Raw genomic sequence first — 25,565 nt, forward strand, 5'->3', positions numbered from 1 at the left:
CCTTTAACTCATGGGACTCGAAGAAAAGCTGCCGAGCGGCTTCCTGCTGACCACCGTCGAGCAGGCCGCGGGCTGGGTGCGCAAGGCGTCCGTCTTCCCGGCCACCTTCGGCCTCGCCTGCTGTGCCATCGAGATGATGACCACCGGCGCCGGACGCTACGACCTGGCCCGCTTCGGCATGGAGGTCTTCCGCGGCTCACCCCGCCAGGCGGACCTCATGATCGTCGCCGGCCGGGTCAGCCAGAAGATGGCGCCGGTGCTCAGGCAGGTCTACGACCAGATGCCGAACCCCAAGTGGGTCATCTCCATGGGGGTCTGCGCCTCCTCGGGCGGCATGTTCAACAACTACGCGATCGTGCAGGGCGTCGACCACATCGTCCCGGTCGACATCTATCTGCCCGGCTGCCCGCCACGGCCGGAGATGCTGATGGACGCGATTCTCAAGCTCCACCAGAAGATCCAGTCCTCCAAGCTCGGCGTGAACGCCGAGGAGGCGGCCCGAGAGGCGGAGGAGGCGGCGCTCAAGGCCCTGCCCACGATCGAGATGAAGGGGCTGCTGCGGTGAGCGACGCGAACGGCACCAACGGAGCCAACCCGGAGAAGGATCTGAGCGGCTCCAACCTCCCCGGCCAGCGCGGCGAGGGCGGTGAGGAGATCCGCGTCCAGCGCGGCATGTTCGGCGCCGACAACGGCGGCGACACCTCCGGCTACGGCGGCCTGGTCCGCTCCATCAGGCTGCCGGGGGAGGCCACCCGCCCCTACGGCGGCTGGTTCGACGAGGTCGCCGACGAACTGGAAGGCGCCCTGGAGGAGCAGGGACTGCTCCCCGGCAACGCGATCGAGAAGACGGTCGTCGACCGCGGCGAGATCACCTTCCACATCGAGCGCGAGCACCTGCTGCGCGTCGCACAGACCCTGCGCGACGACCCGGCCCTGCGCTTCGAGCTCTGCACCGGCGTCAGCGGGGTCCACTACCTCCACGACAAGGGCCGCGAGCTGCACGCCGTCTACCACCTGCGCTCGATCACCCACAACCGGCTGATCCGCCTGGAGGTCAGCGCGCCGGACGCCGACCCGCACATCCCCTCCCTGGTCTCGGTGTATCCGACCAACGACTGGCACGAGCGCGAGACCTACGACTTCTTCGGGATCGTCTTCGACGGTCACCCGGCCCTGACGCGGATCATGATGCCGGACGACTGGCAGGGCCATCCGCAGCGCAAGGACTACCCCCTCGGCGGCATCCCCGTCGAGTACAAGGGCGCCCAGATCCCGGCTCCGGACCAGCGGAGGTCGTACTCGTGAGCACTTCCCACGCCTCTCCTCGTGAGACCACCGAGGGCACCGTCTACACCGTCACCGGTGGCGACTGGGACGAGATCGTCCAGGCCGCGGCCCGTGCCGACGACGAGCGCATCGTCCTCAACATGGGCCCGCAGCACCCGTCCACCCACGGAGTGCTCCGCCTGATCCTGGAGATCGACGGCGAGACGGTCACCGAGGCCCGGTGCGGCATCGGCTACCTCCACACCGGCATCGAGAAGAACCTCGAGTTCCGCACGTGGACGCAGGGCACCACGTTCGTGACGCGCATGGACTACCTGACGTCCTTCTTCAACGAGACCGCCTACTGTCTCGCCGTCGAGAAGCTCCTCGGCGTCGAGGACCAGATCCCTGACCGCGCCACCCTCATCCGGGTGCTCCTGATGGAGCTGAACCGGCTCTCCTCGCACCTGGTGTGCATCGCCACCGGCGGCATGGAACTCGGCGCCACCACGATCATGATCTACGGATTCCGTGATCGTGAAATGATTCTCGACATCTACGAGCTCATCACGGGCCTTCGGATGAACCACGCGTACATCCGCCCCGGCGGACTCGCGCAGGACCTGCCGCCCGGCGCGGTGGACCACATCCGCGAGTTCGTGAAGAAGATGAAGAAGAACCTCCCGGAGTACGACAAGCTCGCCACCGGGAACCCCATCTTCAAGGCCCGTATGCAGGACGTCGGCTATCTGGACCTGGCGGGCTGCATGGCCCTCGGCGCCACCGGCCCCATCCTGCGCTCCACCGGCCTGCCGCACGACCTGCGCAAGGCACAGCCCTACTGCGGCTACGACACCTACGAGTTCGACGTGCCGACCGCCGACACCTGCGACTCCTACGGCCGCTTCCTGATCCGCCTGGAGGAGATGCGCCAGTCGCTCAGGATCGTCGAACAGTGCCTGGACCGGCTCCAGCCCGGCCCGGTCATGGTCGCCGACAAGAAGATCGCCTGGCCCGCCCAGCTCGCGCTCGGCCCCGACGGGCTCGGCAACTCCCTCGACCACATCAAGAAGATCATGGGCACCTCCATGGAGGCCCTGATCCACCACTTCAAGCTGGTCACCGAGGGCTTCCGCGTCCCGCCGGGACAGGCGTACGCGGCCGTCGAGTCGCCCAAGGGCGAACTCGGGGTGCACGCCGTGTCCGACGGCGGCACCCGCCCCTTCCGGGTCCATTTCCGCGACCCGTCCTTCACCAACCTTCAGGCCATGGCGGCGATGTGCGAGGGCGGCCAGGTCGCCGACGTCATCGTCGCTGTCGCGTCCATCGACCCCGTGATGGGAGGCGTCGACCGGTGACCACCAGTTCTTCCGAGCGGGGCGTCAGCCTGGGCATGCCCGAACTGCCCGCACCCGCTTACCCGGACGACGTCCGAGCCCGGCTGGAGACGGACGCGCGCGAGATCATCGCCCGCTACCCGGACTCCCGCTCGGCGCTCCTGCCGTTGCTGCATCTCGTGCAGTCGGAGGAGGGCCATGTCACGCGCACCGGCATGCAGTTCTGCGCGGACGTGCTGGAGCTGACCACGGCCGAGGTCACCGCGGTGGCCACCTTCTACACCATGTACCGGCGCAGGCCGTCCGGTGACTACCAGGTCGGGGTCTGCACCAACACCCTGTGCGCGGTGATGGGCGGCGACGCGATCTTCTCCGAGCTCCAGGAGCACCTGGGCGTCGGCAACGGCGAGACCACCGACGACGGCAAGGTCACCCTGGAGCACATCGAGTGCAACGCGGCCTGCGACTTCGCGCCGGTCGTGATGGTCAACTGGGAGTTCTTCGACAACCAGACCCCGGCCACCGCCAAGCGGCTCGTCGACGACCTGCGCGAGGGACGTCCGGTCGAGCCCACGCGCGGGGCGCCGCTGTGCACCTTCAAGGAGACCGCGCGGATCCTCGCCGGCTTCCCCGACGAGCGGCCCGGTGCCGTCGAGGCGAGCGGCGGAGCGGGACCCGCGTCGCTGGTGGGCCTCCGCCTGGCCAGGGGAGAGACCGCACCCGCGCGCGTGGTCCATCCGCGCGACGGCGCACCGCAGGGCCGCGACGGCGCACCGCAGGACCGGGACGTCCACGAGCCGTCCCCGAGGCAGCACCTGAGCTCACACGACGCGCCACAGGACACGTCGGCCTCCGACCCGGCCCACCCGGCCGGGCCCACCGCCGAGGAGGGGGAGTGATGACCTTGGCACCCGAACTGAAGGACACCAGTCCCGAGAAGCTGCTCGCACCCGTGCTGTCGGCCTTCTGGGACGAGGACGAGTCCTGGACGCTGGACGTCTACAAGAGGCACGAGGGGTACGAGGGGCTCCGCAAGGCGCTCGCGATGTCGCCGGACGACCTGATCGCGTACGTCAAGGACTCCGGTCTGCGCGGCCGCGGCGGCGCCGGATTCCCCACCGGGATGAAGTGGCAGTTCATTCCGCAGGGGGATGGAAAGCCGCACTATCTAGTTGTCAACGCCGACGAGTCGGAGCCCGGGACGTGCAAGGACATCCCGCTCCTCTTCGCGAACCCGCACAGCCTCATCGAGGGCATGATCATCGCGTGTTACGCCATCAGGTCTTCGCATGCCTTCATCTATCTGCGGGGTGAAGTCGTCCCCGTACTGCGGCGGTTGCACTCGGCCGTGAGCGAGGCCTACGCGGCCGGCTACCTCGGACAGAACATCCTGGGCAGCGGCCTCGATCTCGACATCACCGTGCACGCGGGCGCCGGCGCGTACATCTGCGGTGAGGAGACCGCACTGCTCGACTCGCTCGAAGGCCGCCGTGGCCAACCGCGGCTCCGTCCCCCCTTCCCTGCGGTCGCGGGCCTCTACGCCTGCCCGACTGTTGTAAATAACGTGGAGTCGATCGCGTCGGTTCCCGCGATCCTCCAAAGGGGGAAAGACTGGTTCAGGTCGATGGGCAGCGAGAAGTCCCCGGGCTTCACGCTCTACTCGCTCAGCGGCCACGTCGCGAGCCCCGGCCAGTACGAGGCCCCGCTCGGCATCACGCTGCGCCAGCTGCTGGAGATGAGCGGCGGAATGCGGCCCGGACACCGGCTGAAGTTCTGGACGCCGGGCGGTTCCTCGACGCCGATGTTCACCGAGGAGCACCTCGACGTCCCCCTCGACTACGAGGGCGTCGGCGCCGCCGGTTCCATGCTCGGTACCAAGGCCCTGCAGTGCTTCGACGAGACGACCTGCGTCGTCCGCGCCGTCACCCGCTGGACCGAGTTCTACGCCCACGAGTCCTGCGGCAAGTGCACCCCGTGCCGTGAAGGCACCTACTGGCTCGTGCAGTTGCTGCGCGACATCGAGGCCGGCAAGGGCGCCATGTCCGACCTCGACAAGCTGAACGACATCGCCGACAACATCAACGGCAAGTCGTTCTGCGCCCTCGGCGACGGTGCCGCCTCGCCGATCTTCTCCTCGCTCAAGTACTTCCGCGAGGAGTACGAGCAGCACATCACGGGCCGCGGCTGCCCCTTCGACCCGGCCAAGTCGACGGTCTGGGCCGACTCCCGCACGGAGGTGAACGCATGACTGTGACCACCAGCACTCCCGCGGGAGGGGGAGAGGCGGCGGTCCCGCCGGAGGATCTCGTCTCGCTGACGATCGACGGCGCCGAGATCAGCGTGCCCAAGGGCACCCTGGTCATCCGGGCCGCCGAACAGCTCGGCATCGAGATCCCCCGGTTCTGCGACCACCCCCTCCTCGACCCGGCCGGCGCCTGCCGGCAGTGCATCGTCGAGGTCGAGGGCCAGCGCAAGCCGATGGCCTCCTGCACCATCACCTGCACCGACGGGATGGTGGTGAAGACCCACCTCACCTCGCCGGTCGCCGAGAAGGCCCAGCACGGTGTGATGGAGCTCCTCCTCATCAACCACCCGCTGGACTGCCCGGTCTGCGACAAGGGCGGCGAGTGCCCCCTGCAGAACCAGGCGATGTCCCACGGGCAGTCCGAGTCCCGCTTCGAGGGCAAGAAGCGCACCTACGAGAAGCCCGTCCCGATCTCCACCCAGGTGCTGCTCGACCGCGAGCGGTGCGTGCTGTGCGCCCGCTGCACCCGCTTCTCCAACCAGATCGCGGGCGACCCCATGATCGAGCTGATCGAGCGGGGAGCGCTCCAGCAGGTCGGCACCGGCGAGGGTGACCCCTTCGAGTCGTACTTCTCCGGCAACACCATCCAGATCTGCCCGGTCGGCGCGCTTACCTCGGCGGCGTACCGGTTCCGCTCCCGCCCCTTCGACCTGGTGTCCTCCCCGAGTGTGTGCGAGCACTGCTCCGGCGGCTGCGCCACCCGCACCGACCACCGGCGCGGCAAGGTCATGCGCAAGCTCGCGGCCAACGACCCCGCGGTCAACGAGGAGTGGATCTGCGACAAGGGGCGCTTCGCCTTCCGGTACGCGCAGCAGCGGGACCGGCTGGAGCACCCGCTGGTGCGCAACCCCGAGGGCGAGCTGGTGCCGGCGTCCTGGCCGGAGGCGCTCCAGATCGCGGCCCAGGGGCTGCTCGCCTCGCGCGGCCGGGCCGGAGTCCTCACCGGCGGCCGGCTCACCATCGAGGACGCCTACGCGTACAGCAAGTTCGCGCGCGTGGCGCTCGACACCAACGACATCGACTTCCGCGCGCGCGTGCACAGCGGCGAGGAGGCCGACTTCCTGGCCGCGCGGGTCGCCGGCCACGGCCGTGACCTCGACGGTACGGGCGTCACGTACACCGCTCTGGAGAAGGCGCCGGCGGTCCTGCTGGTCGGGTTCGAGGCCGAGGAGGAGGCGCCCGGCGTCTTCCTGAGGCTCCGCAAGGCCTGGCGGGGACACGGCCAGAAGGTCTTCTCGCTCGCCACCCACGCCACGCGCGGTCTGGAGAAGGCGGGCGGCACGCTGCTGCCCGCCGCCCCCGGCACCGAGACCGAGTGGCTGGACGCGCTGGCCGGCGGAGTCGGCCTGGAGGACGACGGCAGCAGGGCCTCCGAGGCGCTGCGCACCGCGGGCGCGGTGATCGTCGTCGGCGAGCGGCTGGCCGCTGTGAAGGGCGGACTGACCGCCGCCGTACGGGCCGCCTCCGCGACCGGCGCGCAGCTGGTGTGGATCCCGCGGCGGGCCGGAGAGCGCGGCGCCCTCGAAGCGGGCGCGCTGCCCTCGCTGCTGCCGGGCGGGCGTCCGGCCACCGACCCACGCGCGCGTGAGGAGGTCGCCTCGGTCTGGGGCGTGGCCGAACTCCCGCACCGGTACGGCAGGGACACCGGTCAGATCGTCGAGGCCGCGATGTCCGGCGAGCTCCAGGCCCTGGTGGTCGCGGGCGTCGAGGTCGCGGACCTGCCCGACCCGGCACGCGCGCGTGAAGCGCTCCAGGAGGTCGGGTTCGTGGTGTCGCTGGAACTGCGTCCCGGTGAGGTCACCGAGCACGCGGACGTCGTCCTGCCGGTGGCCGCGGTCGCCGAGAAGGCCGGCACCTTCCTCAACTGGGAGGGCAGGGTGCGCTTCTTCGAGGCCGCGCTCAAACCCGACCAGATGACCCGCCGACTCGCGCCCACCGACGCACGGGTGCTGCAGATGCTGGCCGACGCCATGGACGTACACCTGGGTCTGCCGGATCTGCGCACCACGCGCGCGGAGATCGACCGGCTCGGCCCGTGGGACGGACCGCGCGGTACCGAACCCTTCGAGACCGGGGCCCAGTTGCCGCGGCCCGCCGTCGGAGAGGCCGTGCTGGCCGGACACCGGCTGCTGCTCGACCAGGGTCTGCTCCAGCAGGGCGACGAGGCGCTCGCCGGGACCCGGCACGCGGCACGCGCGCGGGTGTCGGCCGCGACAGCCGCCGAGGTGGGCGTCAAGGAGGGCGATCTCCTCGCCGTGACCGGCAAGACCGGAGTCGTCGAACTGCCGCTGCAGGTCACCGAGATGCCCGACCGCGTGGTCTGGCTCCCGCTGAACTCCACCGGCGCGGGCGTCGCCTCCGACGCCGGGGTGGTGCCCGGCTCCCTCGTCCACATCGGCCCGGCGACGCTCGCTGCCGAAGCTCCCAAGGAGGTGGAGGCATGAGCCCGTACCGCGCCGCGGAAGACCTCTCGATGTTCGGCACCGACCCCTGGTGGCTCGTCGTCATCAAGGCCGTCTTCTGCTTCGCCTTCCTGATGGTGACCGTGCTGTTCTCCATCGTGTGGGAGCGCAAGGTCGTCGCCTGGATGCAGCTGCGCATCGGCCCCAACCGACACGGCCCCTGGGGCATGCTCCAGTCGCTCGCCGACGGCATCAAGCTGATGCTGAAGGAAGACGTCATCGTCAAGCGCGCGGACAAGGTCGTCTACGTCCTCGCGCCGATCGTCGCGGCCATCCCGGCCTTCATGGCGATCGCGGTGATCCCCTTCGGCCCCTCCGGCAACGAGATCTCGATCTTCGGCCACCGCACCGCGATGCAGCTCACCGACCTGCCGATCGCGATGCTCTACATCCTCGCGGTCGCCTCGGTCGGCATCTACGGCATCGTCCTGGCGGGCTGGAGCTCCGGATCGACGTATCCGCTCCTCGGCGGCCTGCGCTCCTGCGCGCAGATGATCTCGTACGAGATCGCCATGGGTGCCGCCTTCGCCTCGGTGTTCCTGTACTCCGGGTCGATGTCGACCTCGGCGATCGTCGAGGCGCAGCAGGACCGCTGGTACATCGTCCTGCTGCCGGTCTCCTTCATCATCTACGTCATCACCATGGTCGGCGAGACCAACCGCGCCCCCTTCGACATGCCGGAGTCCGAGGGCGACCTGGTCGGCGGCTTCAACACCGAGTACTCGTCGATCAAGTTCGCGATGTTCATGCTCGCCGAGTACGTGAACATGGTGACGGTCTCGGCCGTGACGACCACGCTCTTCCTCGGCGGCTGGCGGGCCCCCTGGCCCATCAGCACCTTCTGGGAGGGCGCGAACCACGGCTGGTGGCCGCTGCTCTGGTTCGTGATCAAGGTGCAGCTGCTGCTGTTCTTCTTCATCTGGCTGCGCGGCACACTCCCGCGGGTCCGCTACGACCAGTTGATGAAGCTCGGCTGGAAGGTCCTCATCCCGGTCTCCGTGGTGTGGCTGATGCTCGTGGCGACCGTGCGGACCCTGCGCAACGAGAACTACGACTTCGCCGACATCGCGCTCTACGTCGGCGGCGGAGTCCTGGTCCTGCTGCTGCTCTCCTTCGTCGTGGACATGTTCCGCGAGAAGTCGACGGCGGCCGCGGAGCCCGCCGGACAGCCGGCCGGATTCGACCCGATGGCGGGCGGATTCCCCGTCCCGCCGCTGCCCGGACAGGAGTTGCCGTCTGCGCCCAGGCGCCGCTCGCGCCAGGAGCGGGAGCTGATTGTCAGTGGCGGGCCCGATACTCACAGTGACGGACCGCCGACTGGTTCTACGGATGGAAAGGAGGCGTCCGATGGCTGAGGAGCCCAAGGAGACCAAGCCCGGTTTCATGAACCCCGTCGCCGGCTTCGGCGTGACCTTCAAGGCCATGTTCAAGAAGCGGCTGACCGAGCAGTACCCGGAGCAGCAGAAGACCACCGCTCCGCGGTTCCACGGACGGCACCAGCTCAACCGCCATCCGGACGGCCTGGAGAAGTGCGTCGGCTGCGAGCTGTGCGCCTGGGCCTGCCCCGCCGACGCCATCTATGTGGAGGGCGCCGACAACACCGACGAGGAGCGCTACTCGCCGGGCGAGCGGTACGGCCGCGTCTACCAGATCAACTACGCCCGCTGCATCCTGTGCGGGCTGTGCATCGAGGCCTGCCCCACGCGCGCGCTGACGATGACCAACGAGTTCGAGCTGGCCGACAGCAGCCGCGCCAACCTCATCTTCACCAAGGAACAGCTGCTCGCCGGCCTCGAAGAGGGCATGGTCGACTCGCCCCACGCCATCTACCCCGGCACGCACGAGCAGGACTACTACCGGGGCCTGGTCACCGAGGCCGCGCCCGGCACCGTGCCCCAGGTCGCCGTCTCCAAGGGCGAGGTGGTCCAAGAGGCCGACTCCACCTTCGGTGCGGACGAACCGGCGTCGGAGAAGGTGATCGGGCGATGACCGCACCTCTCCAGCTCGCCGCCGCGGCCACCCTGGCCGCCGACACCTCCACCGGCGAGGCCTTCCAGTTCTGGGTCCTCGGCACCGTCGCCGTGATCGGCGCCCTGTGCACCGTCTTCATGAAGAAGGCCGTGCACAGCGCGCTCTGTCTCGCCGGCACCATGATCATCCTGGCGGTGTTCTACCTCGCCAACGGCGCCTACTTCCTCGGCGTCGTCCAGATCGTCGTCTACACCGGCGCGATCATGATGCTGTTCCTGTTCGTGGTGATGCTCGTCGGCGTGACCGCGGCGGACTCCCTCAAGGAGACCATCAGGGGCCAGCGCTGGCTGGCCCTGGTGTGCGGGCTCGGCTTCGGCATCCTGCTCTTCGCCGGCATCGGCAACGCCTCCCTCAAGCAGTTCAACGGCCTCACCCAGGCCAACTCGGGCGGCAATGTGGAGGGTCTGGCGACCCTCATCTTCACCAAGTACGTCTTCGCCTTCGAAATCACCGGCGCCCTGCTGATCACCGCCGCCGTCGGCGCCATGGTGCTCACCCACCGCGAGCGCACCGAACGCGCCCTGACCCAGCGCGAGATGGCCGAGAAGCGCGTCCGCGAGGGCAAGCACGTCCCGCCGCTGCCCGCCCCCGGCGTCTACGCCCGGCACAACGCGGTGGACATCGCGGGCCTGCTGCCCGACGGCACCCCGTCCGAGCTCACGGTCAGCAAGACACTGCGCGAGCGCGGCCAGATCAGGGACGTGTCCGCCGAGGCGCTCAACGACCTCAAGGCGCTGGAGCAGCGCGCCGAGGAACGCCTGGAGCGGACCGAGATCGAACCGGCCACCTTCAAGAGGGAGGCGTCGAAGTGAACCCGGTCAACTACCTCTACCTCGCCGCCCTGTTGTTCACGATCGGCGCCACCGGCGTGCTGATCAGGCGCAACGCAATCGTCGTGTTCATGTGCGTCGAGCTCATGCTCAACGCCTGCAACCTCGCGTTCGTCGCCTTCTCCCGGATGCACGGCAATCTCGACGGCCAGGTCATCGCCTTCTTCACGATGGTCGTCGCCGCCGCGGAGGTCGTGGTCGGGCTCGCGATCATCGTGTCGCTGTTCCGTTCCCGCCACTCGGCCTCGGTCGACGACGCCAGCCTGATGAAGCTGTAAGGGGTCGCTGAACCGTGACTAACGCTGAGAACCTGATCGCGCTGCTCATCGCGGCGCCCCTGCTCGGAGCGGCGGTGCTGCTGACCGGCGGCCGGCGGCTGGACGCCGTCGGCCACTGGATCGGCACGATCCTCGCCGCCGCTTCCTTCGTGTTCGGCGCCATCCTCTTCGCCGACCTGCTCGGCAAGGACGCCGAACACCGCACGCTCATCCAGCACCTGTGGACCTGGATCCCGGTCGAGGGCTTCCAGGCCGACGTCACCTTCCGCCTGGACCAGCTGTCGATGACGTTCGTGCTGCTGATCACCGGCGTCGGCTCGCTGATCCACCTGTACTCGATCGGGTACATGGAGCACGACGAGCGGCGCCGCCGCTTCTTCGGCTATCTGAACCTGTTCCTCGCGGCGATGCTGCTGCTCGTCCTCGCCGACAACTACCTGCTGCTGTACGTCGGCTGGGAGGGCGTCGGTCTCGCCTCCTACCTGCTGATCGGCTTCTGGCAGCACAAGCCCAGCGCGGCGACCGCCGCGAAGAAGGCGTTCCTGGTCAACCGCGTCGGCGACATGGGCCTGTCGATCGCGATCATGCTGATGTTCACCACGTTCGGCACCTTCGCCTTCGGCCCGGTCCTCGGCAGCCACGAGAAGCCCGGACTCGTCGAGGGCGCGTCCGGGGCGACGCTCACCGGCATCGCCCTGATGCTGCTGCTGGCCGCCTGCGGCAAGTCCGCCCAGGTGCCGCTGCAGTCCTGGCTCGGGGACGCGATGGAGGGCCCGACCCCGGTCTCGGCCCTCATCCACGCGGCGACCATGGTGACCGCGGGCGTCTACCTGATCGTCCGCTCCGCCAACATCTTCAACCTCGCTCCGGACGCCCAGCTGGTCGTCACCGTCGTCGGCGCGGTCACGCTCCTGTTCGGTGCGATCGTCGGTTGCGCGAAGGACGACATCAAGAAGGCGCTCGCCGGTTCGACCATGTCGCAGATCGGCTACATGGTCCTCGCCGCGGGCCTCGGCCCCATCGGCTACGTCTTCGCGATCATGCACCTGGTGACGCACGGCTTCTTCAAGGCCGGGCTCTTCCTCGGCGCCGGTTCGGTCATGCACGGCATGAACGACGAGGTCGACATGCGGAAGTACGGCGGCCTCAGGAAGTACATGCCGGTCACCTTCGTGACGTTCGGTCTCGGCTACCTCGCGATCATCGGCTTCCCGGGCCTGTCCGGCTTCTTCTCCAAGGACAAGATCATCGAGGCGGCCTTCGCCAAGGGCGGCACCGAGGGCTGGATCCTCGGCGCCTGCGCCCTGCTGGGCGCGGCCATCACCGCCTTCTACATGACGCGCGTGATGCTGATGACATTCTTCGGGGAGGAGCGCTGGAAGAACCAGGCGACCCGCTCCCCGGAGGCCCCCAGTGCGGAGCCCGCGGCCGAACACCACGGCGAACACGCAGAACCGCACCCGCACGAGTCGCCCAGGTCCATGACGATCCCGATGATCGTGCTGGCCTTCGGATCGGTCTTCGCGGGCGGGTTCTTCAGCATCGGCGACCGCTTCCTGCACTGGCTGGAGCCCATCACCGGGCACAGCCACGGAGACGCGCCGATCAGCGCGGCCACGGTCACGGCGGCCACGGTCACGGTGATGGTCATCGGCGTCGCCATCGCCTGGCTCCAGTACGGCAGGCGCCCGGTCCCGGTCGTCGCCCCGCGCGGGTCGCTGCTCACCCGGGCCGCCCGGCGCGACCTGCTCCAGGACGACTTCAACCACGTCGTCCTGGTCCGAGGCGGAGAGCACCTCACGCGGTCCCTGGTGTACGTCGACCACACCCTGGTCGACGGAGTGGTCAACGGCACGGCGGCCTCGGTCGGCGGTCTGTCCGGGCGGATGCGCAAGCTGCAGAACGGCTTCGCGCGGTCGTACGCGGTCTCGATGTTCGGCGGCGCGGCGATCCTCGTCGCCGCGACCCTGCTGATGAGGGCGGTCTGATACCGATGTCCTTTCCTCTGCTGACAGCGACGGCGGTGCTCCCGGCGATCGGGGCCATCGCCACGGCCGCCGTGCCGGCCGCGCGGCGCACCGCCGCGAAGTGGCTGGCGCTGCTCGTCTCGGTCGCCACACTCGCCCTCGCGATCGCCGTCCTGGTCCGCTTCGACCCGGACGGCGCCCGCTACCAGCTCACCGAATCGCACGCCTGGATCGCGGACTTCGGGGTCAGGTACGAACTGGGCGTGGACGGCATCGGGGTGGCGCTCCTCGCGCTGACCGCCCTGCTGATCCCGTTCATCATCCTGGCGGGCTGGCACGACGCCGACCCGCTGGAGACCGGAAGCCGGCGGTGGCGGCCGACGCAGGGTTTCTTCGCCCTGATCCTGGCCGTCGAGGCGATGGTGATCATCTCCTTCGAGGCCACCGACGTCTTCCTCTTCTACATCTTCTTCGAAGCCATGCTGATCCCGATGTACTTCCTCATCGGCGGCTTCGGGGACCGCGCCCACGCGGGCTCGGACGAGAACGCGGCGGCCCAACGCTCGTACGCCGCCGTGAAGTTCCTCCTCTACAACCTGGTCGGCGGTCTGATCATGCTGGCCGCGGTGATCGGCCTCTACGTGGTCGCGGGGAACTTCAGCCTCCAGGAGATCGCCGAGGCGCGGGCCAACGGCTCGCTCCACATGGCGACCAACACCGAACGCTGGCTGTTCCTCGGGTTCTTCTTCGCCTTCGCGGTGAAGGCGCCCCTGTGGCCGCTGCACACCTGGCTGCCCAACGCGATGGGGGAGGCCACCGCCCCGGTCGCCGTCCTCATCACGGCGGTCGTCGACAAGGTGGGCACCTTCGCGATGCTCCGCTTCTGCCTCCAGCTCTTCCCGGAGGCCAGCAAGTGGGCGACGCCCGCGATCCTCGTCCTGGCGGTGATCAGCATCATCTACGGGGCGCTGCTCGCGGTCGGCCAGCGGGACATCAAGCGGCTGGTGGCCTACGCGTCGATCTCGCACTTCGGCTTCATCATCATGGGCATCTTCGCGATGACGAGCCAGGGCCAGTCCGGCGCGACGCTCTACATGGTCAACCACGGGATCTCGACGGCCGCGCTGATGCTGGTGGCCGGCTTCCTGATCTCGCGGCGCGGCTCGCGGCTCATCGCCGACTACGGCGGTGTCCAGAAGGTCGCCCCGGTGCTCGCCGGCACCTTCCTGATCGGCGGCCTCGCGACCCTGTCCCTGCCGGGCCTCGCACCCTTCGTGAGTGAGTTCCTGGTCCTGGTCGGCACGTTCGCGCGCTACCCGGCCATCGGCATCATCGCGACCTTCGGCATCGTGCTCGCCGCGCTGTACACCCTCGTCCTCTACCAGCGGACGATGACGGGCCCGGTGAAGCCGGAGGTCTCCGCGATGCCCGACCTGCGGATGCGTGAGCTCGTGGTCGTGGCCCCGCTGGTCGTCCTGCTGATCTTCCTGGGCGTCTACCCGAAGCCCGTCACGGACATCGTGAACCCGGCGGTGAAGTCGACCATGTCCGACGTACACAAGAAGGACCCCAAGCCCGAGGTGGAGGCGGCCAAGTGAGCGCAGTAGCCGTCCACAGCCTGTGGACAACCGCGGCCGACCCGATCTCCAAGATCGACGCGCCGAAGATCGAATACGGGCAGTTGTCACCCACCCTGATCGTCGTGGGCGCGGCGATCATCGGAGTGCTGGTCGAGGCCTTCGTCCCGCGCAAGTCCCGTTACTACGTCCAGCTGTTCGTCTCCGTCGTGGCCCTGTGCGCCGCCTTCGCGGCGGTCGTCGCCCTGGCCGCCGACGGATACGCCACCACCAAGGCGGGCATCGCGGCCATGGGCGCGATCGCCGTCGACGGACCGGCCCTGTTCCTTCAGGGCACGATCCTGCTGGCGGGACTGGTCGGCCTGTTCACCTTCGCCGAGCGGCGGCTCGACCCCGAGACCCACGGCAACCGCGTCGACTCGTTCGCCGCGCAGGCCGCCTCGGTGCCGGGCAGCGACAGCGAGAAGGCCGCCGTGAAGGCCGGGTTCACCACCACCGAGGTGTTCCCGCTGCTGCTCTTCGCCGTCGCCGGCATGCTGATCTTCCCGGCCGCCAACGACCTGCTGACGCTGTTCGTGGCCCTGGAGGTCTTCTCGCTCCCGCTGTACCTGCTGTGCGCGCTGGCCCGCCGCAAGCGGCTCATGTCGCAGGAGGCCGCGGTCAAGTACTTCCTGCTCGGAGCCTTCGCCTCCGCGTTCACCCTGTTCGGCATCGCGCTGCTGTACGGCTACGCGGGCTCGGTGTCGTACGGCACGATCGCGAAGGTCGTCGACGGCACGATCACCACCGTGGACCCGGCGCTCGCCGACACCATGGGCAACGACGCGCTGCTGCTGATCGGCGCCGCGATGATCCTCATGGGCCTGCTGTTCAAGGTCGGCGCGGTGCCCTTCCACATGTGGACGCCTGACGTCTACCAGGGCGCACCCACCCCGGTCACCGGCTTCATGGCGGCGGCGACCAAGGTGGCCGCCTTCGGCGCGCTGCTCAGGCTCCTCTACGTCGTCCTGCCGGGCCTGCGCTGGGACTGGCGGCCGGTCATGTGGGCCGTCGCGATCGTCACCATGCTCGGCGGTGCGATCGTCGCGATCACACAGACCGACATCAAGCGGCTGCTGGCGTACTCGTCGATCGCGCACGCCGGGTTCATCCTCGCCGGTGTCATCGCGACCACGCCGGACGGAGTGTCGTCGGTCCTGTTCTACCTGGCCGCGTACTCGTTCGTGACGATCGGCGCGTTCGCCGTGGTCACTCTGGTCCGCGACGCCGGGGGCGAGGCGACGCACCTGTCCAAGTGGGCGGGACTGGGCCGTCGTTCGCCGCTGGTGGCCGCCGTGTTCGCGGTGTTCCTGCTGGCCTTCGCCGGTATCCCGCTGACCTCCGGCTTCGCCGGTAAGTTCGCCGTGTTCAAGGCGGCGGCGGAGGGCGGCGCGGCACCGCTCGTCGTGGTCGGTGTGATCTCGTCGGCCATCGCCGCGTTCTTCTACATCCGGGTGATCGTGCTGATGTTCTTCAGCGAGCCGCGCCCGGAGGGACCGACGGTCGCCGTGCCGTCGCCGCTGACAATGGCGGCGATCGGGGTCGGCGTGGCGGTCACCCTGGTGCTCGGTGTGGCGCCGCAGTACTTCCTGGACCTGGCGAACCAGGCGGGAGTGTTCGTGCGCTGACCTGCGATGCCTGAACCGTGCTCATACGGCGGGCCCCGGCTCCCTCGAAGGGAACCGGGGCCCGCCGCATGCGGTCACATGTCCAGATCCAGATCCAGATCCAGGTCCAAATCCGACGTCGGGTCCGGGTCCGGGTCCGCGGTCGCCGAGCACGTCACATCGGGGTGGGTGGGGCTGAAGAGACCGCTGGGGTTCGTCCTGTAGATCCAGGCACGCAGGGTGTAGCTGGAGCCCAGATCCGGCAGGTCGACCGGCTGCTGGAAGTTCTGACCGAACATCGCCGGTGCGGTGGCACCCGACTCGGCCCTCGCGATCCACTCCACCGCGATGAGCCTGCGCCCGTCCGGGCCGTCCTCGTAGAGGAGAGCCGCGGGCTTCTCGGGGTCGGTCCGCCCGACGTTCTGCTCGTTGACGTAGCGGTAGCCCACGCCGGGCGCACAGGCCGTCGGGGTGAAGCCGTCGGCCACGGCGTACGGCTCGTAGGCATACGCGCCGGTGACCCCGTACGTCCTGGACACCTCCGTCCAGACGGACAGGTCCGGGTCGGCTGCCTGTGCGGGGACGGTGGTCAGGGAGAAGGCCGCTGCCGCCGCGACGGTGAGCACTGCCTTCAGGGGCCGAGAGGCCATCGTGGTTCTCCTTGAGGCGCTTGAGGGCGGGAGACGGGCGCGCGCGAGGCGCCGGCTGTCGGGACGGGGCGGGCCTCCCCAGCCCGCTCCAGCAGCCTGTCCCGCCTCGAACGTGTGCGCCATGTGACATCGGCCGATCGAATGACCACCCAACGTCACCGGCCCGGCCTGTGGATAACTCCGACGCTGTCGGTCCCGGCCCCTATCGTGGAGGCAGTGGTCGAGGGACGACGTACGGGGGACGGGACTATGGGCGGGATGGGCGGTATCAGCGAGATGCCAGGGATCACCGGGACACCGGACGCGAGCGACAGCGAGGCACTGGCCACGCTGCACCGGGTCTTCGGATACGACGCCTTCCGCGGCGCGCAGGAAGAGATCATCGAGCATGTGGTGGCCGGCGGGGACGCCGTCGTCCTCATGCCCACCGGCGCCGGCAAGTCGCTGTGCTACCAGATTCCGTCCCTGGTCAGACCAGGCACGGGCATCGTCGTCTCACCGCTCATCGCGCTGATGCAGGACCAGGTGGACGCGCTCAGGGCGCTCGGCGTGCGCGCCGGGTTCATGAACTCCACGCAGGACTTCGACGAGCGTCGGGTGGTGGAGGCCGAGTTCCTGGCCGGGGAGCTCGACATGCTCTACCTCGCGCCGGAGCGGCTGCGCCTCGACGCCACACAGGACCTGCTCTCCCGCGGCAAGATCGCCGTCTTCGCCATCGACGAGGCGCACTGCGTCTCCCAGTGGGGCCACGACTTCCGCCCCGACTACCTGACGCTGTCGGTGCTCGGCGAGCGCTGGCCCGACGTCCCGCGGATCGCGCTCACCGCGACGGCCACCCGGGCCACGCACGAGGAGCTCACCCAGCGGCTGAACATGCCGACGGCCCGGCACTTCGTGGCGAGCTTCGACCGGCCCAACATCCAGTACCGGATCGTCCCCAAGGCCGACCCCAAGAAGCAGCTCCTCGCGTTCCTGCGCGAGGAACACGCGGGCGACGCGGGCATCGTGTACTGCCTCTCCCGTAAATCGGTGGACGCCACCGCCGAGTTCCTCTCCCGCAACGGCATCGAGGCGGTCCCGTACCACGCCGGGTTGGACGCGGGCACCCGCGCCGCCCACCAGTCCCGCTTCCTGCGCGAGGACGGCCTGGTCGTGGTGGCGACCATCGCCTTCGGCATGGGCATCGACAAGCCCGACGTCCGTTTCGTGGCCCACCTCGACCTGCCCAAGTCGGTCGAGGGCTACTACCAGGAGACGGGCCGCGCGGGGCGTGACGGACTGCCGTCCACGGCCTGGATGGCCTACGGCCTCAACGACGTCATCCAGCAGCGCAAGATGATCCAGTCGAGCGAGGGCGACGAGGCCTTCCGGCGCCGGGCCGCCGCCCACCTGGACTCGATGCTCGCGCTGTGCGAGACCGCGCAGTGCAGGCGCGGACAGCTTCTGAAGTACTTCGGCCAGGAACCGGACCCCGCGGGCTGCGGCAACTGCGACACCTGCCTCACCCCGCCCGAGACCTGGGACGGCACCGTCGCGGCCCAGAAGGTGCTCTCCACGATCGTGCGGCTGCAGCGGGAGCGCGGGCAGAAGTTCGGGGCCGTGCAGATCGTCGACATCCTGCTCGGCAAGCGCACCGGCAAGGTCATCCAGTTCGACCACGACCAGCTGTCCGTGTTCGGCATCGGTGAGGAGCTGTCCGAGGGCGAATGGCGCGGTGTCGTACGGCAGTTGCTGGCCCAGGGGCTGCTCGCGGTCGAGGGTGACTACGGCACGCTGGTGCTGACCGACGCGAGCGGTGCGGTGCTGCGGCGGGAGCGGGAGGTACCGCTGCGCAAGGAACCGAAGAAGCCGGTGAGCGCCAAGGCCTCCTCGTCCTCCTCCGGGCGGGGCAAGGCCAAGGCCGCGGTGGCGGAGCTGCCCGAGGCACTGGTGCCGGCGTTCGAGGCACTGCGGGCCTGGCGCGCAGAGCAGGCCCGTGAGCAGGGGGTCCCCGCGTACGTCATCTTCCATGACGCCACGCTCAGGGAGATCGTCACCGTGTGGCCCACGTCGGTGACGCAGCTCGGGGGCGTCGGCGGGGTCGGTGAGAAGAAGCTCCTCACGTACGGGGAGGGTGTGATCGAGGTACTCGCCGGGCTGGCTGACGGCGGTGCGGCCGCCAGGACACCGGACCGGGCCGGCGACGGGGATCCCGGCACGGACCACTGGCCCGAGATGGACGCCGAGCCGGCGCCCGAGGACGACTGGATATAGCCGCCGCCGGGCTCCGGCACCGGCCCGGGGCGCGACGACAGTGTCGCGCGGGCCTTACGTCACGTCACAAGGCCCGCGCCGCATACGCCCTGACGTCCGCGTCCGAGTCCGTCGTCGCCGTGGCCAGGGCGGCGCGGGCGTCGTCGGTGCCCGTGTGCCGGGTCAGGGCGAGGACGGCGGCCTTGCGGACATCGGCGTTCGGGTCGGCGAGGGCCTTGGCGAGGGCGGGGACGGCCATGTCCGGGTCGGCGGCGGACAGCGCCGTCGCGGCGCCCGAGCGGACCTGCCAGGCGGAGGCCGACAGGGCGGTGACGGCGCGGGCGGCGAGGGGCGCGGGGCAGCCGGTGGTGCCCAGTGCTCCATAGGCGGCCCCCTGCACCAGGGCGTCGGGATCCTCGGTGAGACGGGCCAGGGCGTCGAGGGTGACGTCCAGCGGGCGTTCCGCCGACACCGTCGCCAGTGCCTTGGCGATCGTCACGCGGACCTCGCGGGACGGGTCGGTGGTGGCCGCGCGGGCGAGTTCCTCGGCGGCGTCCACCGAGACGAGGGCACGGACGGCCTCGATGCGGACGGGGATGACGGAGTCGGTGAGGGCCCCGGCGAAGAGTTCCGTGTCGCCGAGGCGCAGGGCGCGCAGGACGTCCAGGGCGGCGGCGCGGACGACCGGGTCGGACTCGGCCAGGGCGGCGGCGAGGCCCTCGCGGAGGGCGGGTTCGGGCGGGAGGGTCTCCACCAGCTCGCGCAGTGAGGCGGCCGCGGTGGCGCGGACCTCGGGGGTGGGATCCCGGAGCGCCTCGGCGAGGGCGGGGCCGGTGCCCGGGGGCAGGGTCTCGGTCAGCACAGCCACGGCCCCGCGCCGGACGGCGGGCGCGGTGTCGGTCAGGTAGGGCCGCAGGGCGTCGAGTTCGGGCTCGTCTTCGGCGAGGGCGACGAGTTCGAGGAGGCGGGCGGAGGAGTTCTCGGGGGTGGGGTGGGGAGGGGGGAGGGGCCCCCTCCCCGTCAGCAGTGAGTTCGCTCCCGCGCCGACGCCCACCCCGGCCGCCACCGGGGCCAGCTCCCGTGCCCCCGCCGTCGCCACCTCCTCGGGGTGCACCTCGCCGAGGTGCCGGGAGGGGCCGCCGACCGGGGTGAACTCGTCGATCGGGACCAGATAGGGAGCCACGGGCCGGGCCGTGAACTCCATCGCACCGGAGGGGGACTTGTGCAGGTCGAGGTGGTGGAACCAGGAGGCGTCGTCGCGATGGGGGTGGTCGAGACGGTCGTGGTAGAGGCCCCAGCGGGACTCCGTGCGGGCCAGGGAGGCGCGCGCGGCCATCTCGGCGCAGTCGCGGATGAAGGAGACCTCGGCGCAGCGCATCAGCTCGTGCGGGGTGCGGGCGCCCATCGCGGCGATGTCGTCCCGCATCCGCTCGAAGGACTCCAGGGCCAGCGAGAGACGGGCGCCCGACTTCGGCGGGGCCACGTAGTCGTTCACGAAGCGGCGCAGCTTGTACTCGACCTGGGGCTGCGGAGGGCCGTCCGGGTTGCGCAGCGGGCGGTAGATCAGTTCGTGCGCCTCGCGGAGCTGGTCGATCGGCAACTCCCCTTCGTACGGCGCGTACCGGGAGGCGTCCGCGCCCGCGAGGTCGCCGAAGACGAACGCGCCGATCATGTAGTTGTGCGGGACGCAGGCCAGGTCGCCGGCGGCGTAGAGACGGGGGACGGTCGTACGGGCGTGGTCGTCGACGCGGACGCCGGAGGCCGAGTGGCCGCCGCACAGGCCGATCTCGGAGATGTGCATCTCGATGTCATGGGTGCGGTAGTCGTGGCCGCGGTTCTCGTGGAAGGTGCCGCGGGTGGGCCGTTCCGTGGAGTGCAGGATCGACTCCAGGGACGAGATCGACTCCTCGGGCAGGTGGCTCAGCTTCAGGTACACCGGGCCCCGGTCGGAGGCGACCTCCGCCGCGAACTCGGCCATCATCTGGCCGGACCAGTAGTCGGAGTCGACGAAGCGTTCACCGTGCCGGTTGACCTGGTAGCCGCCGAAGGGGTTGGCGACGTACGCGCAGGCGGGGCCGTTGTAGTCCTTGATCAGCGGGTTGATCTGGAAGCACTCGATGCCGGTGAGCTCGGCGCCCGCGTGGTAGGCCATGGCGTAGCCGTCGCCCGCGTTGGTGGGGTTCTCGTACGTGCCGTACAGGTAGCCGGAGGCGGGCAGGCCCAGGCGGCCGCAGGCGCCGGTCGCGAGGATCACCGCGCCCGCGCGGACGGTGACGAACGCGCCGGTGCGCGTGTTGAAGCCGACCGCGCCCACCGCGCGCCCGTCATCGGGAGCCGTCAGCACCCGTACCGGCATCACCCGGTTCTCGATGCGGATCCGCTCCCGCATCTCGCGCCGCCGCAGCTGCCGGTACAGCACCTTCTTGACGTCCTTGCCCTCCGGCATCGGCAGCACGTAGGAGCCGGAGCGGTGGACCTGGCGGACCGCGTAGTCGCCGTGCTCGTCCTTCTCGAACTTCACGCCGTACGACTCCAGGCGCTGCACCATGCCGAAGCCGCGGGTGGCGGTCTGGCGGACGGTGGACTGGTCGACGATGCCGTCGTTGGCGCGGGTGATCTCGGCGACGTAGTCGTCGGGTTCGGCGCGGCCGGGGATGACCGCGTTGTTGACGCCGTCCATGCCCATGGCCAGGGCGCCGGAGTGGCGGACGTGGGCCTTCTCCAACAGCAGCACGTCCGCGCCGTGCTCGGCGGCGGTCAGGGCGGCCATGGTGCCGGCGGTGCCGCCGCCGATGACGAGGACGTCGCAGCGGATCTCCTCGGCGTCGGTGAGGGCGGGGATCTCGAGCGGCGTGTTCAAGGAGGGCGTGGTCACCAGGGGGCCTTTCAGGTTCCGAGCGAGGTTCCGAGCGAGGAGAGGACGTCGCGCCGCAGCGCCACGCGCGCGGGATCGTCGTGCGCCGTACGGTCGCGCGGGCGCTGCACAGCGCGTACGGCGGTCAGGCGGCCGCCCCCGAGGAGCGCCACGCGGTCGCCGAGGAACAGCGCCTCGTCCACGTCGTGGGTGACGAAGACGACGGTCGCGCCCGTGCCCCGGAGCACCTCCACCAGCAGGTCCTGCATGCCGGCGCGGGTCTGGGCGTCGAGGGCGCCGAAGGGTTCGTCCATCAGGACGGCGCGGGGTGCTCCCGCGAGGGCGCGGGCCAGTTGGGCGCGCTGGCGCTGCCCGCCGGAGACGCGGTGCGGCAACTGCCGGGTGTGGTCGGCGAGTCCGACGCGGGTCAGCCAGGACTCGGCCTGTGCGCGGCGCTCGGTGCGCGACAGGCCCTTGATGGCCAGCGGGAGTTCGACGTTGGCGCGCAGGGTGCGCCAGGGCAGGAGGGCGTCCTCCTGGAAGACCAGGGCGCGTTCGGCACCGGGGCCGGTGAGGGGCCGGCCGTCCTGGGCGACCTCGCCCGAGAGCAGGGGGAGGAGGCCGGACAGGGTGCGCAGCAGCGTGGACTTGCCGCAGCCGGAGGAGCCGACGACGGTGAGGATCTCGCCGGGGGCGATGTCCAGGTCGACGCCGGTGACCACGGGGGCGTCGGAGCGGCCGAGGGTGGCGTCGCGCAGGGCGAGGCGGGTGCCGCGCGGCGCGGACGGAGCCTGGGCCGCCGTATCGGCGACGGTGTCAGACGAGGTGCTCATCGCGTGTCTCCTCGGCCTTGGATTCGGGTCCCTCGCGAAGGGGCGCGACCGCGGCACGCGGTGTCCTGGGCCGGGTCGCGGCGACGTACGACGTCCTCGGCAGCCACCGCGTCAGGCGGTGGCCCAGCAGTTCCACGGCAGTGGAGGTGAGCCAGCCGAGGACGCCGATGGTGACCATGCCGACGAAGACGCCCGCGTAGTTGACGACGGTGTAGTCCTGCCAGGTGCGGTAGCCCACGCCGTACTGGCCGGAGATCATCTCGGCGGAGATCACACAGATCCACGAGACACCGATGCCGACGGACAGTCCGCCGAAGATGCCGGGCAGGGCGCCCGGCAGGACGACCGAGGCGAGGATCCGCCACCGGCCGCCGCCCATGGTCAGCACCGCCTCCTCCCAGAGCGGGGTCAGGGCGCGGACCGCGTGCCGGGTGGAGACCAGGACGGGGAAGAAGGCGGCGGTGAAGGTGATGAAGACGATGCCCTGCTCGTTGGAGGGGAACAGCAGGATCGCGACGGGGACCAGGGCGATTGCCGGGATCGGGCGGACGACCTCCAGGACCGGGCCGAGCAGGTCCTCGGCGAGGCGGGAGCGCGCGACGAGCACGCCCGTGGCCACGCCGAGCACCGCGGCGAGCAGGAAACCGGTGAGGATGCGGGTGAGGCTGTCGGTGAGGTCCGTCCAGTAGTCGGGACCGGTGAGGCGGTCGGCGAAGGCGCGGGCCACGTCGGCGACCGTGGGGAACTGCGAGAAGCGCAGCCACAGGTCGATGTTCAGGCTGGTCAGCAGCTGCCAGAGGCTGAGAGCGACCGCCAGCGAGGCCGCTCTCAGCGCATACCGGTTCACGACGCCCGCTCCAGCGCGTCGGCATATGTGACGACCCGGGCGCCGCCGTGCGCGGAGACGTACGCCCGCGCGGTCTCCGGCGCGACGAAGGGCAGGAGCTTCTCGCCGTCGGCCACCCAGACCGCCTTGTCGGCGAACCAGAGGGTGCCGGTGGTGGCGTCGGGGACGTAGGCGGCGCGAATGCCGGTCCGGTGCGCGGAGACGTACCTCAGCAGCTGGGAAGGCGTCCTGAAGCTTTGTGTCGTGGAGGCGCCCTTGGGCCACACCTCGCTCGCGGAGGCGGACGGCTTCGAGGCGAGGCGGGCCGCGTAACCCGCCCCGAGGGCCTTCTTGACGTACTGGTCGTCGACGAAGGCGTCCACGTCGATGTCGCCGGTCAGCTTGGCCGCCTTCAGCACCGAGACGTCCTGCTTCAGCGCGGAGATCAGCTGGGGCTTGACGGCCGGGTCGAAGGTGGCGATGCCGTGGGCGCCGTTGTAGAGGTAGACGACCTCGGCGGGCAGGCCGGTGGCCTTCGCGACCGACTCGGAGGCGGCCACCGGGTGGTCGTTCAGGTAGTCGGTGGCCTCGGCCTGGGCTTTCAGGAAGGCATCCAGGACCGCCGGGTGCTGCTTGGCGAAGTCCTCGCGGGCGGTGACGCCGTGGAAGGTGGGCAGGTCCAGCTCGGCACCGTCGTACAGGGCCTTCGCCTTGCCCTGGTAGGCGAGCAGTCCGGGCCAGGCGACGAACTGGGAGAGCGCGTCCGTACTGCCCGCCGACAGGGCCGAAGCGCCCACCGCGGGCTGCTGGTTGAGCTTCTCGATGCCCTTGTCCGGGTCGATGCCGGCGCGCTGGAGGGCGCGTACGAGGGTGCCGTCGGCGGCGGAACCGACGCTGGTGGAGACCTTCTTGCCGCGCAGGTCCTGGAGCGAGGCGAGTTTCGAGTCGGGGGAGGTGACGACGGTGTTGAGGCCGCCGCGCAGGTTGTAGCCGGTGACCGAGACCAGGCGGGTGGGCTTGCCGAGCTGCTTGCCCCGGGCCGCGTTGATGAGGAGAGGGAAGTCGCCCATCGAACCGATGTCGATCTTCCCGGCGGTCATCTGGGCGGTGATCGGGGCGCCCGTGGCGTAGTCCTGCCAGTCGACCTTGTAGGTGTGGCCGTCGTGCAGCGAGTCGAGCTCCTTCTCGAAGTAGCCGAGGGAGCGCAGCAGGGTGCCTGCCGTGACCGTGTTGATGGTCTTGGACTGGTAGCCGACGGTGACGGTGACCGTGGAGCCGTCGCCCGCCTGGGCGCTGCCGCAGGCCGTCAGCGGCGCCAGCAACAGCAGGGCGGCGACAACTGGTTTGTGATTCACGGGAGTTCGGGACCTCTCACCGGAGCAGATAGGGCATGTTGACCGTGACGGCTCCGGTGGGACAGCGGGCCGCGCACGGGCCGCAGTACCAGCACTCGTCGACGTGCATGTAGGCCTTGCCGCTGGTGGTGTCGATGGCCAGGGAGTCCAGCGGGCACATGTCCACGCAGAGCGTGCAGCCGTCGATGCACTTCGACTCGTCGATGGTCACGGGCACGTCGGCCCGCTGGGGCGCCAAGGGCATGGCTGTCTCCAGGAAACTGCTCGGAAAGAGGTCAGAGGGAGCGGTGCAGCAGGCCGCTCATGGTGATGCGGTCGCCGCGGAAGCGGATGAACTCCAGGTCGACAGGTCGGCCGTCGGCCAGGTGCGTGAGGCGTTCCAGCATGAGGACGGCCGCGCCGCGCGGGGCTTCCAGTACGGCGGCGGAGTGGGCGTCCGCGTTCACCGCCTCCAGGGTGATCTCGGCGTGGCCGAGGCCCTGGCCGGTGATCGCCTCCAGGAGGCGGAAGACGTCGGTGTTCTCCAGGTCGGCGCCGAGCAGGGCGGTGCCGAGGTCGAGGGGGATGTAGGTGAGGTCGAGGGAGAGGGGGAGGCCGTTCAGGCGGCGCAGGCGTTCTATGTAGAGGACGTCGGTGCCGGGGTCGACCTGGAGGCGCCGGGCCACCGGGTGGGGGGCGGGGGCGGGGCCCATGGTGCGGACCTCGTTGGTGACCGTGCCGTGTTCGCGCAGGGTTTCCGCGAGACCCATCAGACGGTCCAGGCCGTGGGGGTACTTCTGGCCGACGACCACGGTGCCGACGCCGGGGAGGCGTTCGACCAGGCCTTCCGCGCGGAGCAGGTCCAGGGCTTGGCGGACCGTGTTGCGGGAGGCGCGGTAGTCGGCGGCGAGGGTCGCCTCGTGGGGGAGGGTGCCGGTCTCGAAGCCGCCGGTGAGTACCTGGTGGCGCAGGAGGTCGGCGAGTTGCCGTGCCTGGTCCGCGCGCAGCCGGCGCCGGGCCCGGGCGGCGACGGTGGTCGCGCCCTGGCCGGCGTGGTCCGGGATGCGGTCGGTGGGTGGCATGGCTGGAACCATACCGACGTGGTAGGAAAAGCTGTGTTGCCGGATTGTTGCGCCA

At 70.1% G+C, this 25,565-nt stretch carries 21 protein-coding genes; 14 read left to right on the top strand and 7 right to left on the bottom strand.

Translation table 11 applies throughout. The features are described 5' to 3' along the window. The first annotated feature begins 10 nt into the window (after positions 1-10). From ABZT93_RS00660 to nuoN, 13 genes are read left to right on the top strand one after another with little or no spacing between them, the layout of a single operon-like run. On the top strand, positions 11-565 hold the full coding sequence (locus ABZT93_RS00660; RefSeq protein ID WP_007383964.1) for an NADH-quinone oxidoreductase subunit B: 555 nt from the start codon (positions 11-13) through the stop codon (positions 563-565). After that, a complete protein-coding gene (locus tag ABZT93_RS00665; RefSeq protein ID WP_356096883.1) occupies positions 562-1,305 on the top strand; it encodes an NADH-quinone oxidoreductase subunit C in 744 nt (247 codons plus the stop codon). Before ABZT93_RS00660 ends, ABZT93_RS00665 begins: the two co-directional genes overlap by 4 nt. Continuing rightward, the gene (locus ABZT93_RS00670) at positions 1,302-2,624 is read left to right on the top strand and encodes an NADH-quinone oxidoreductase subunit D (protein WP_356096885.1); all 1,323 of its coding nucleotides are present in this window, start codon (positions 1,302-1,304) and stop codon (positions 2,622-2,624) included. Before ABZT93_RS00665 ends, ABZT93_RS00670 begins: the two co-directional genes overlap by 4 nt. Then, positions 2,621-3,502 (top strand): NADH-quinone oxidoreductase subunit NuoE, encoded by an 882-nt coding sequence (nuoE, locus tag ABZT93_RS00675; RefSeq protein ID WP_356096888.1) that lies wholly within the window; start codon positions 2,621-2,623, stop codon positions 3,500-3,502. The genes ABZT93_RS00670 and nuoE overlap by 4 nt, the downstream gene beginning before the upstream one ends. Then, a complete protein-coding gene (gene nuoF / locus ABZT93_RS00680; RefSeq protein WP_356096890.1) occupies positions 3,499-4,851 on the top strand; it encodes an NADH-quinone oxidoreductase subunit NuoF in 1,353 nt (450 codons plus the stop codon). Before nuoE ends, nuoF begins: the two co-directional genes overlap by 4 nt. Beyond that, entirely contained in the window at positions 4,848-7,352 is a 2,505-nt protein-coding gene (locus tag ABZT93_RS00685; RefSeq protein ID WP_356096893.1) for an NADH-quinone oxidoreductase subunit G, read from the top strand. The genes nuoF and ABZT93_RS00685 overlap by 4 nt, the downstream gene beginning before the upstream one ends. Then, on the top strand, positions 7,349-8,725 hold the full coding sequence (nuoH, locus tag ABZT93_RS00690) for an NADH-quinone oxidoreductase subunit NuoH (RefSeq protein ID WP_356096895.1): 1,377 nt from the start codon (positions 7,349-7,351) through the stop codon (positions 8,723-8,725). Before ABZT93_RS00685 ends, nuoH begins: the two co-directional genes overlap by 4 nt. Then, a complete protein-coding gene (gene nuoI, locus ABZT93_RS00695) occupies positions 8,718-9,359 on the top strand; it encodes an NADH-quinone oxidoreductase subunit NuoI (RefSeq protein WP_356096898.1) in 642 nt (213 codons plus the stop codon). Before nuoH ends, nuoI begins: the two co-directional genes overlap by 8 nt. Continuing rightward, a complete protein-coding gene (locus ABZT93_RS00700) occupies positions 9,356-10,213 on the top strand; it encodes an NADH-quinone oxidoreductase subunit J (RefSeq protein ID WP_356096901.1) in 858 nt (285 codons plus the stop codon). The genes nuoI and ABZT93_RS00700 overlap by 4 nt, the downstream gene beginning before the upstream one ends. Beyond that, positions 10,210-10,509: an NADH-quinone oxidoreductase subunit NuoK gene (gene nuoK, locus ABZT93_RS00705; protein ID WP_037929353.1), complete on the top strand. Its 300-nt coding sequence runs from the start codon at positions 10,210-10,212 to the stop codon at positions 10,507-10,509. Before ABZT93_RS00700 ends, nuoK begins: the two co-directional genes overlap by 4 nt. A 14-nt stretch (positions 10,510-10,523) precedes the next feature. Continuing rightward, positions 10,524-12,497, top strand: a complete 1,974-nt coding sequence (gene nuoL, locus ABZT93_RS00710) for an NADH-quinone oxidoreductase subunit L (RefSeq protein WP_356096904.1) — start codon at positions 10,524-10,526, stop codon at positions 12,495-12,497. Between the two features lie 5 nt (positions 12,498-12,502). Continuing rightward, positions 12,503-14,074: an NADH-quinone oxidoreductase subunit M gene (locus ABZT93_RS00715; protein ID WP_356096907.1), complete on the top strand. Its 1,572-nt coding sequence runs from the start codon at positions 12,503-12,505 to the stop codon at positions 14,072-14,074. Next, positions 14,071-15,720 carry an NADH-quinone oxidoreductase subunit NuoN gene (nuoN, locus tag ABZT93_RS00720; RefSeq protein WP_356096910.1) on the top strand — a complete coding sequence of 550 codons (1,650 nt, stop codon included), beginning with the start codon at positions 14,071-14,073 and terminating at the stop codon, positions 15,718-15,720. The genes ABZT93_RS00715 and nuoN overlap by 4 nt, the downstream gene beginning before the upstream one ends. Positions 15,721-15,794: 74 nt before the next feature. Here nuoN and ABZT93_RS00725 read toward each other — a convergent pair whose 3' ends face one another. After that, positions 15,795-16,349: a hypothetical protein gene (locus ABZT93_RS00725; RefSeq protein WP_356096912.1), complete on the bottom strand. Its 555-nt coding sequence runs from the start codon at positions 16,347-16,349 to the stop codon at positions 15,795-15,797. A 249-nt stretch (positions 16,350-16,598) separates the two neighbouring features. Between ABZT93_RS00725 and recQ the strand changes: the two genes are divergently transcribed. Further along, a complete protein-coding gene (gene recQ / locus ABZT93_RS00730; protein WP_356098371.1) occupies positions 16,599-18,602 on the top strand; it encodes a DNA helicase RecQ in 2,004 nt (667 codons plus the stop codon). A gap of 64 nt (positions 18,603-18,666) precedes the next feature. Here recQ and ABZT93_RS00735 read toward each other — a convergent pair whose 3' ends face one another. Genes ABZT93_RS00735 through ABZT93_RS00760 form a run of 6 tightly spaced genes read right to left on the bottom strand, consistent with a single transcriptional unit; the run spans position 18,667 to position 25,510 of the window. Continuing rightward, the gene (locus ABZT93_RS00735) at positions 18,667-21,456 is read right to left on the bottom strand and encodes a fumarate reductase/succinate dehydrogenase flavoprotein subunit (RefSeq protein WP_356096915.1); all 2,790 of its coding nucleotides are present in this window, start codon (positions 21,454-21,456) and stop codon (positions 18,667-18,669) included. Between the two features lie 11 nt (positions 21,457-21,467). Next, a complete protein-coding gene (locus tag ABZT93_RS00740; RefSeq protein WP_356096918.1) occupies positions 21,468-22,268 on the bottom strand; it encodes an ABC transporter ATP-binding protein in 801 nt (266 codons plus the stop codon). Continuing rightward, positions 22,252-23,115 carry an ABC transporter permease gene (locus tag ABZT93_RS00745; RefSeq protein WP_356096921.1) on the bottom strand — a complete coding sequence of 288 codons (864 nt, stop codon included), beginning with the start codon at positions 23,113-23,115 and terminating at the stop codon, positions 22,252-22,254. The genes ABZT93_RS00740 and ABZT93_RS00745 overlap by 17 nt, the downstream gene beginning before the upstream one ends. After that, a complete protein-coding gene (locus tag ABZT93_RS00750; RefSeq protein WP_356096924.1) occupies positions 23,112-24,449 on the bottom strand; it encodes an ABC transporter substrate-binding protein in 1,338 nt (445 codons plus the stop codon). The genes ABZT93_RS00745 and ABZT93_RS00750 overlap by 4 nt, the downstream gene beginning before the upstream one ends. A 16-nt stretch (positions 24,450-24,465) precedes the next feature. Then, entirely contained in the window at positions 24,466-24,693 is a 228-nt protein-coding gene (locus ABZT93_RS00755) for a ferredoxin family protein (protein ID WP_356096926.1), read from the bottom strand. A 31-nt stretch (positions 24,694-24,724) separates the two neighbouring features. After that, the gene (locus ABZT93_RS00760) at positions 24,725-25,510 is read right to left on the bottom strand and encodes a GntR family transcriptional regulator (protein ID WP_356096928.1); all 786 of its coding nucleotides are present in this window, start codon (positions 25,508-25,510) and stop codon (positions 24,725-24,727) included. Positions 25,511-25,565: the final 55 nt, after the last annotated feature.

The organism is Streptomyces sp. NPDC005303 (assembly GCF_040607335.1).
Lineage (GTDB): Bacteria > Actinomycetota > Actinomycetes > Streptomycetales > Streptomycetaceae > Streptomyces.

Excerpts from the sequence above, each read along its gene's own strand:
- ABZT93_RS00700 (WP_356096901.1), top strand. The coding sequence starts at position 9,356 with ATGACCGCACCTCTCCAGCTCGCCGCCGCGGCCACCCTGGCCGCCGAC.
- nuoI (WP_356096898.1), top strand. The coding sequence starts at position 8,718 with ATGGCTGAGGAGCCCAAGGAGACCAAGCCCGGTTTCATGAACCCCGTC.
- ABZT93_RS00685 (WP_356096893.1), top strand. The coding sequence starts at position 4,848 with ATGACTGTGACCACCAGCACTCCCGCGGGAGGGGGAGAGGCGGCGGTC.
- recQ (WP_356098371.1), top strand. The coding sequence starts at position 16,599 with ATGGGCGGGATGGGCGGTATCAGCGAGATGCCAGGGATCACCGGGACA.
- ABZT93_RS00760 (WP_356096928.1), bottom strand. The coding sequence starts at position 25,510 with ATGCCACCCACCGACCGCATCCCGGACCACGCCGGCCAGGGCGCGACC.
- ABZT93_RS00725 (WP_356096912.1), bottom strand. The coding sequence starts at position 16,349 with ATGGCCTCTCGGCCCCTGAAGGCAGTGCTCACCGTCGCGGCGGCAGCG.
- ABZT93_RS00715 (WP_356096907.1), top strand. The coding sequence starts at position 12,503 with ATGTCCTTTCCTCTGCTGACAGCGACGGCGGTGCTCCCGGCGATCGGG.
- ABZT93_RS00755 (WP_356096926.1), bottom strand. The coding sequence starts at position 24,693 with ATGCCCTTGGCGCCCCAGCGGGCCGACGTGCCCGTGACCATCGACGAG.
- ABZT93_RS00740 (WP_356096918.1), bottom strand. The coding sequence starts at position 22,268 with ATGAGCACCTCGTCTGACACCGTCGCCGATACGGCGGCCCAGGCTCCG.
- ABZT93_RS00660 (WP_007383964.1), top strand. The coding sequence starts at position 11 with ATGGGACTCGAAGAAAAGCTGCCGAGCGGCTTCCTGCTGACCACCGTC.
- nuoH (WP_356096895.1), top strand. The coding sequence starts at position 7,349 with ATGAGCCCGTACCGCGCCGCGGAAGACCTCTCGATGTTCGGCACCGAC.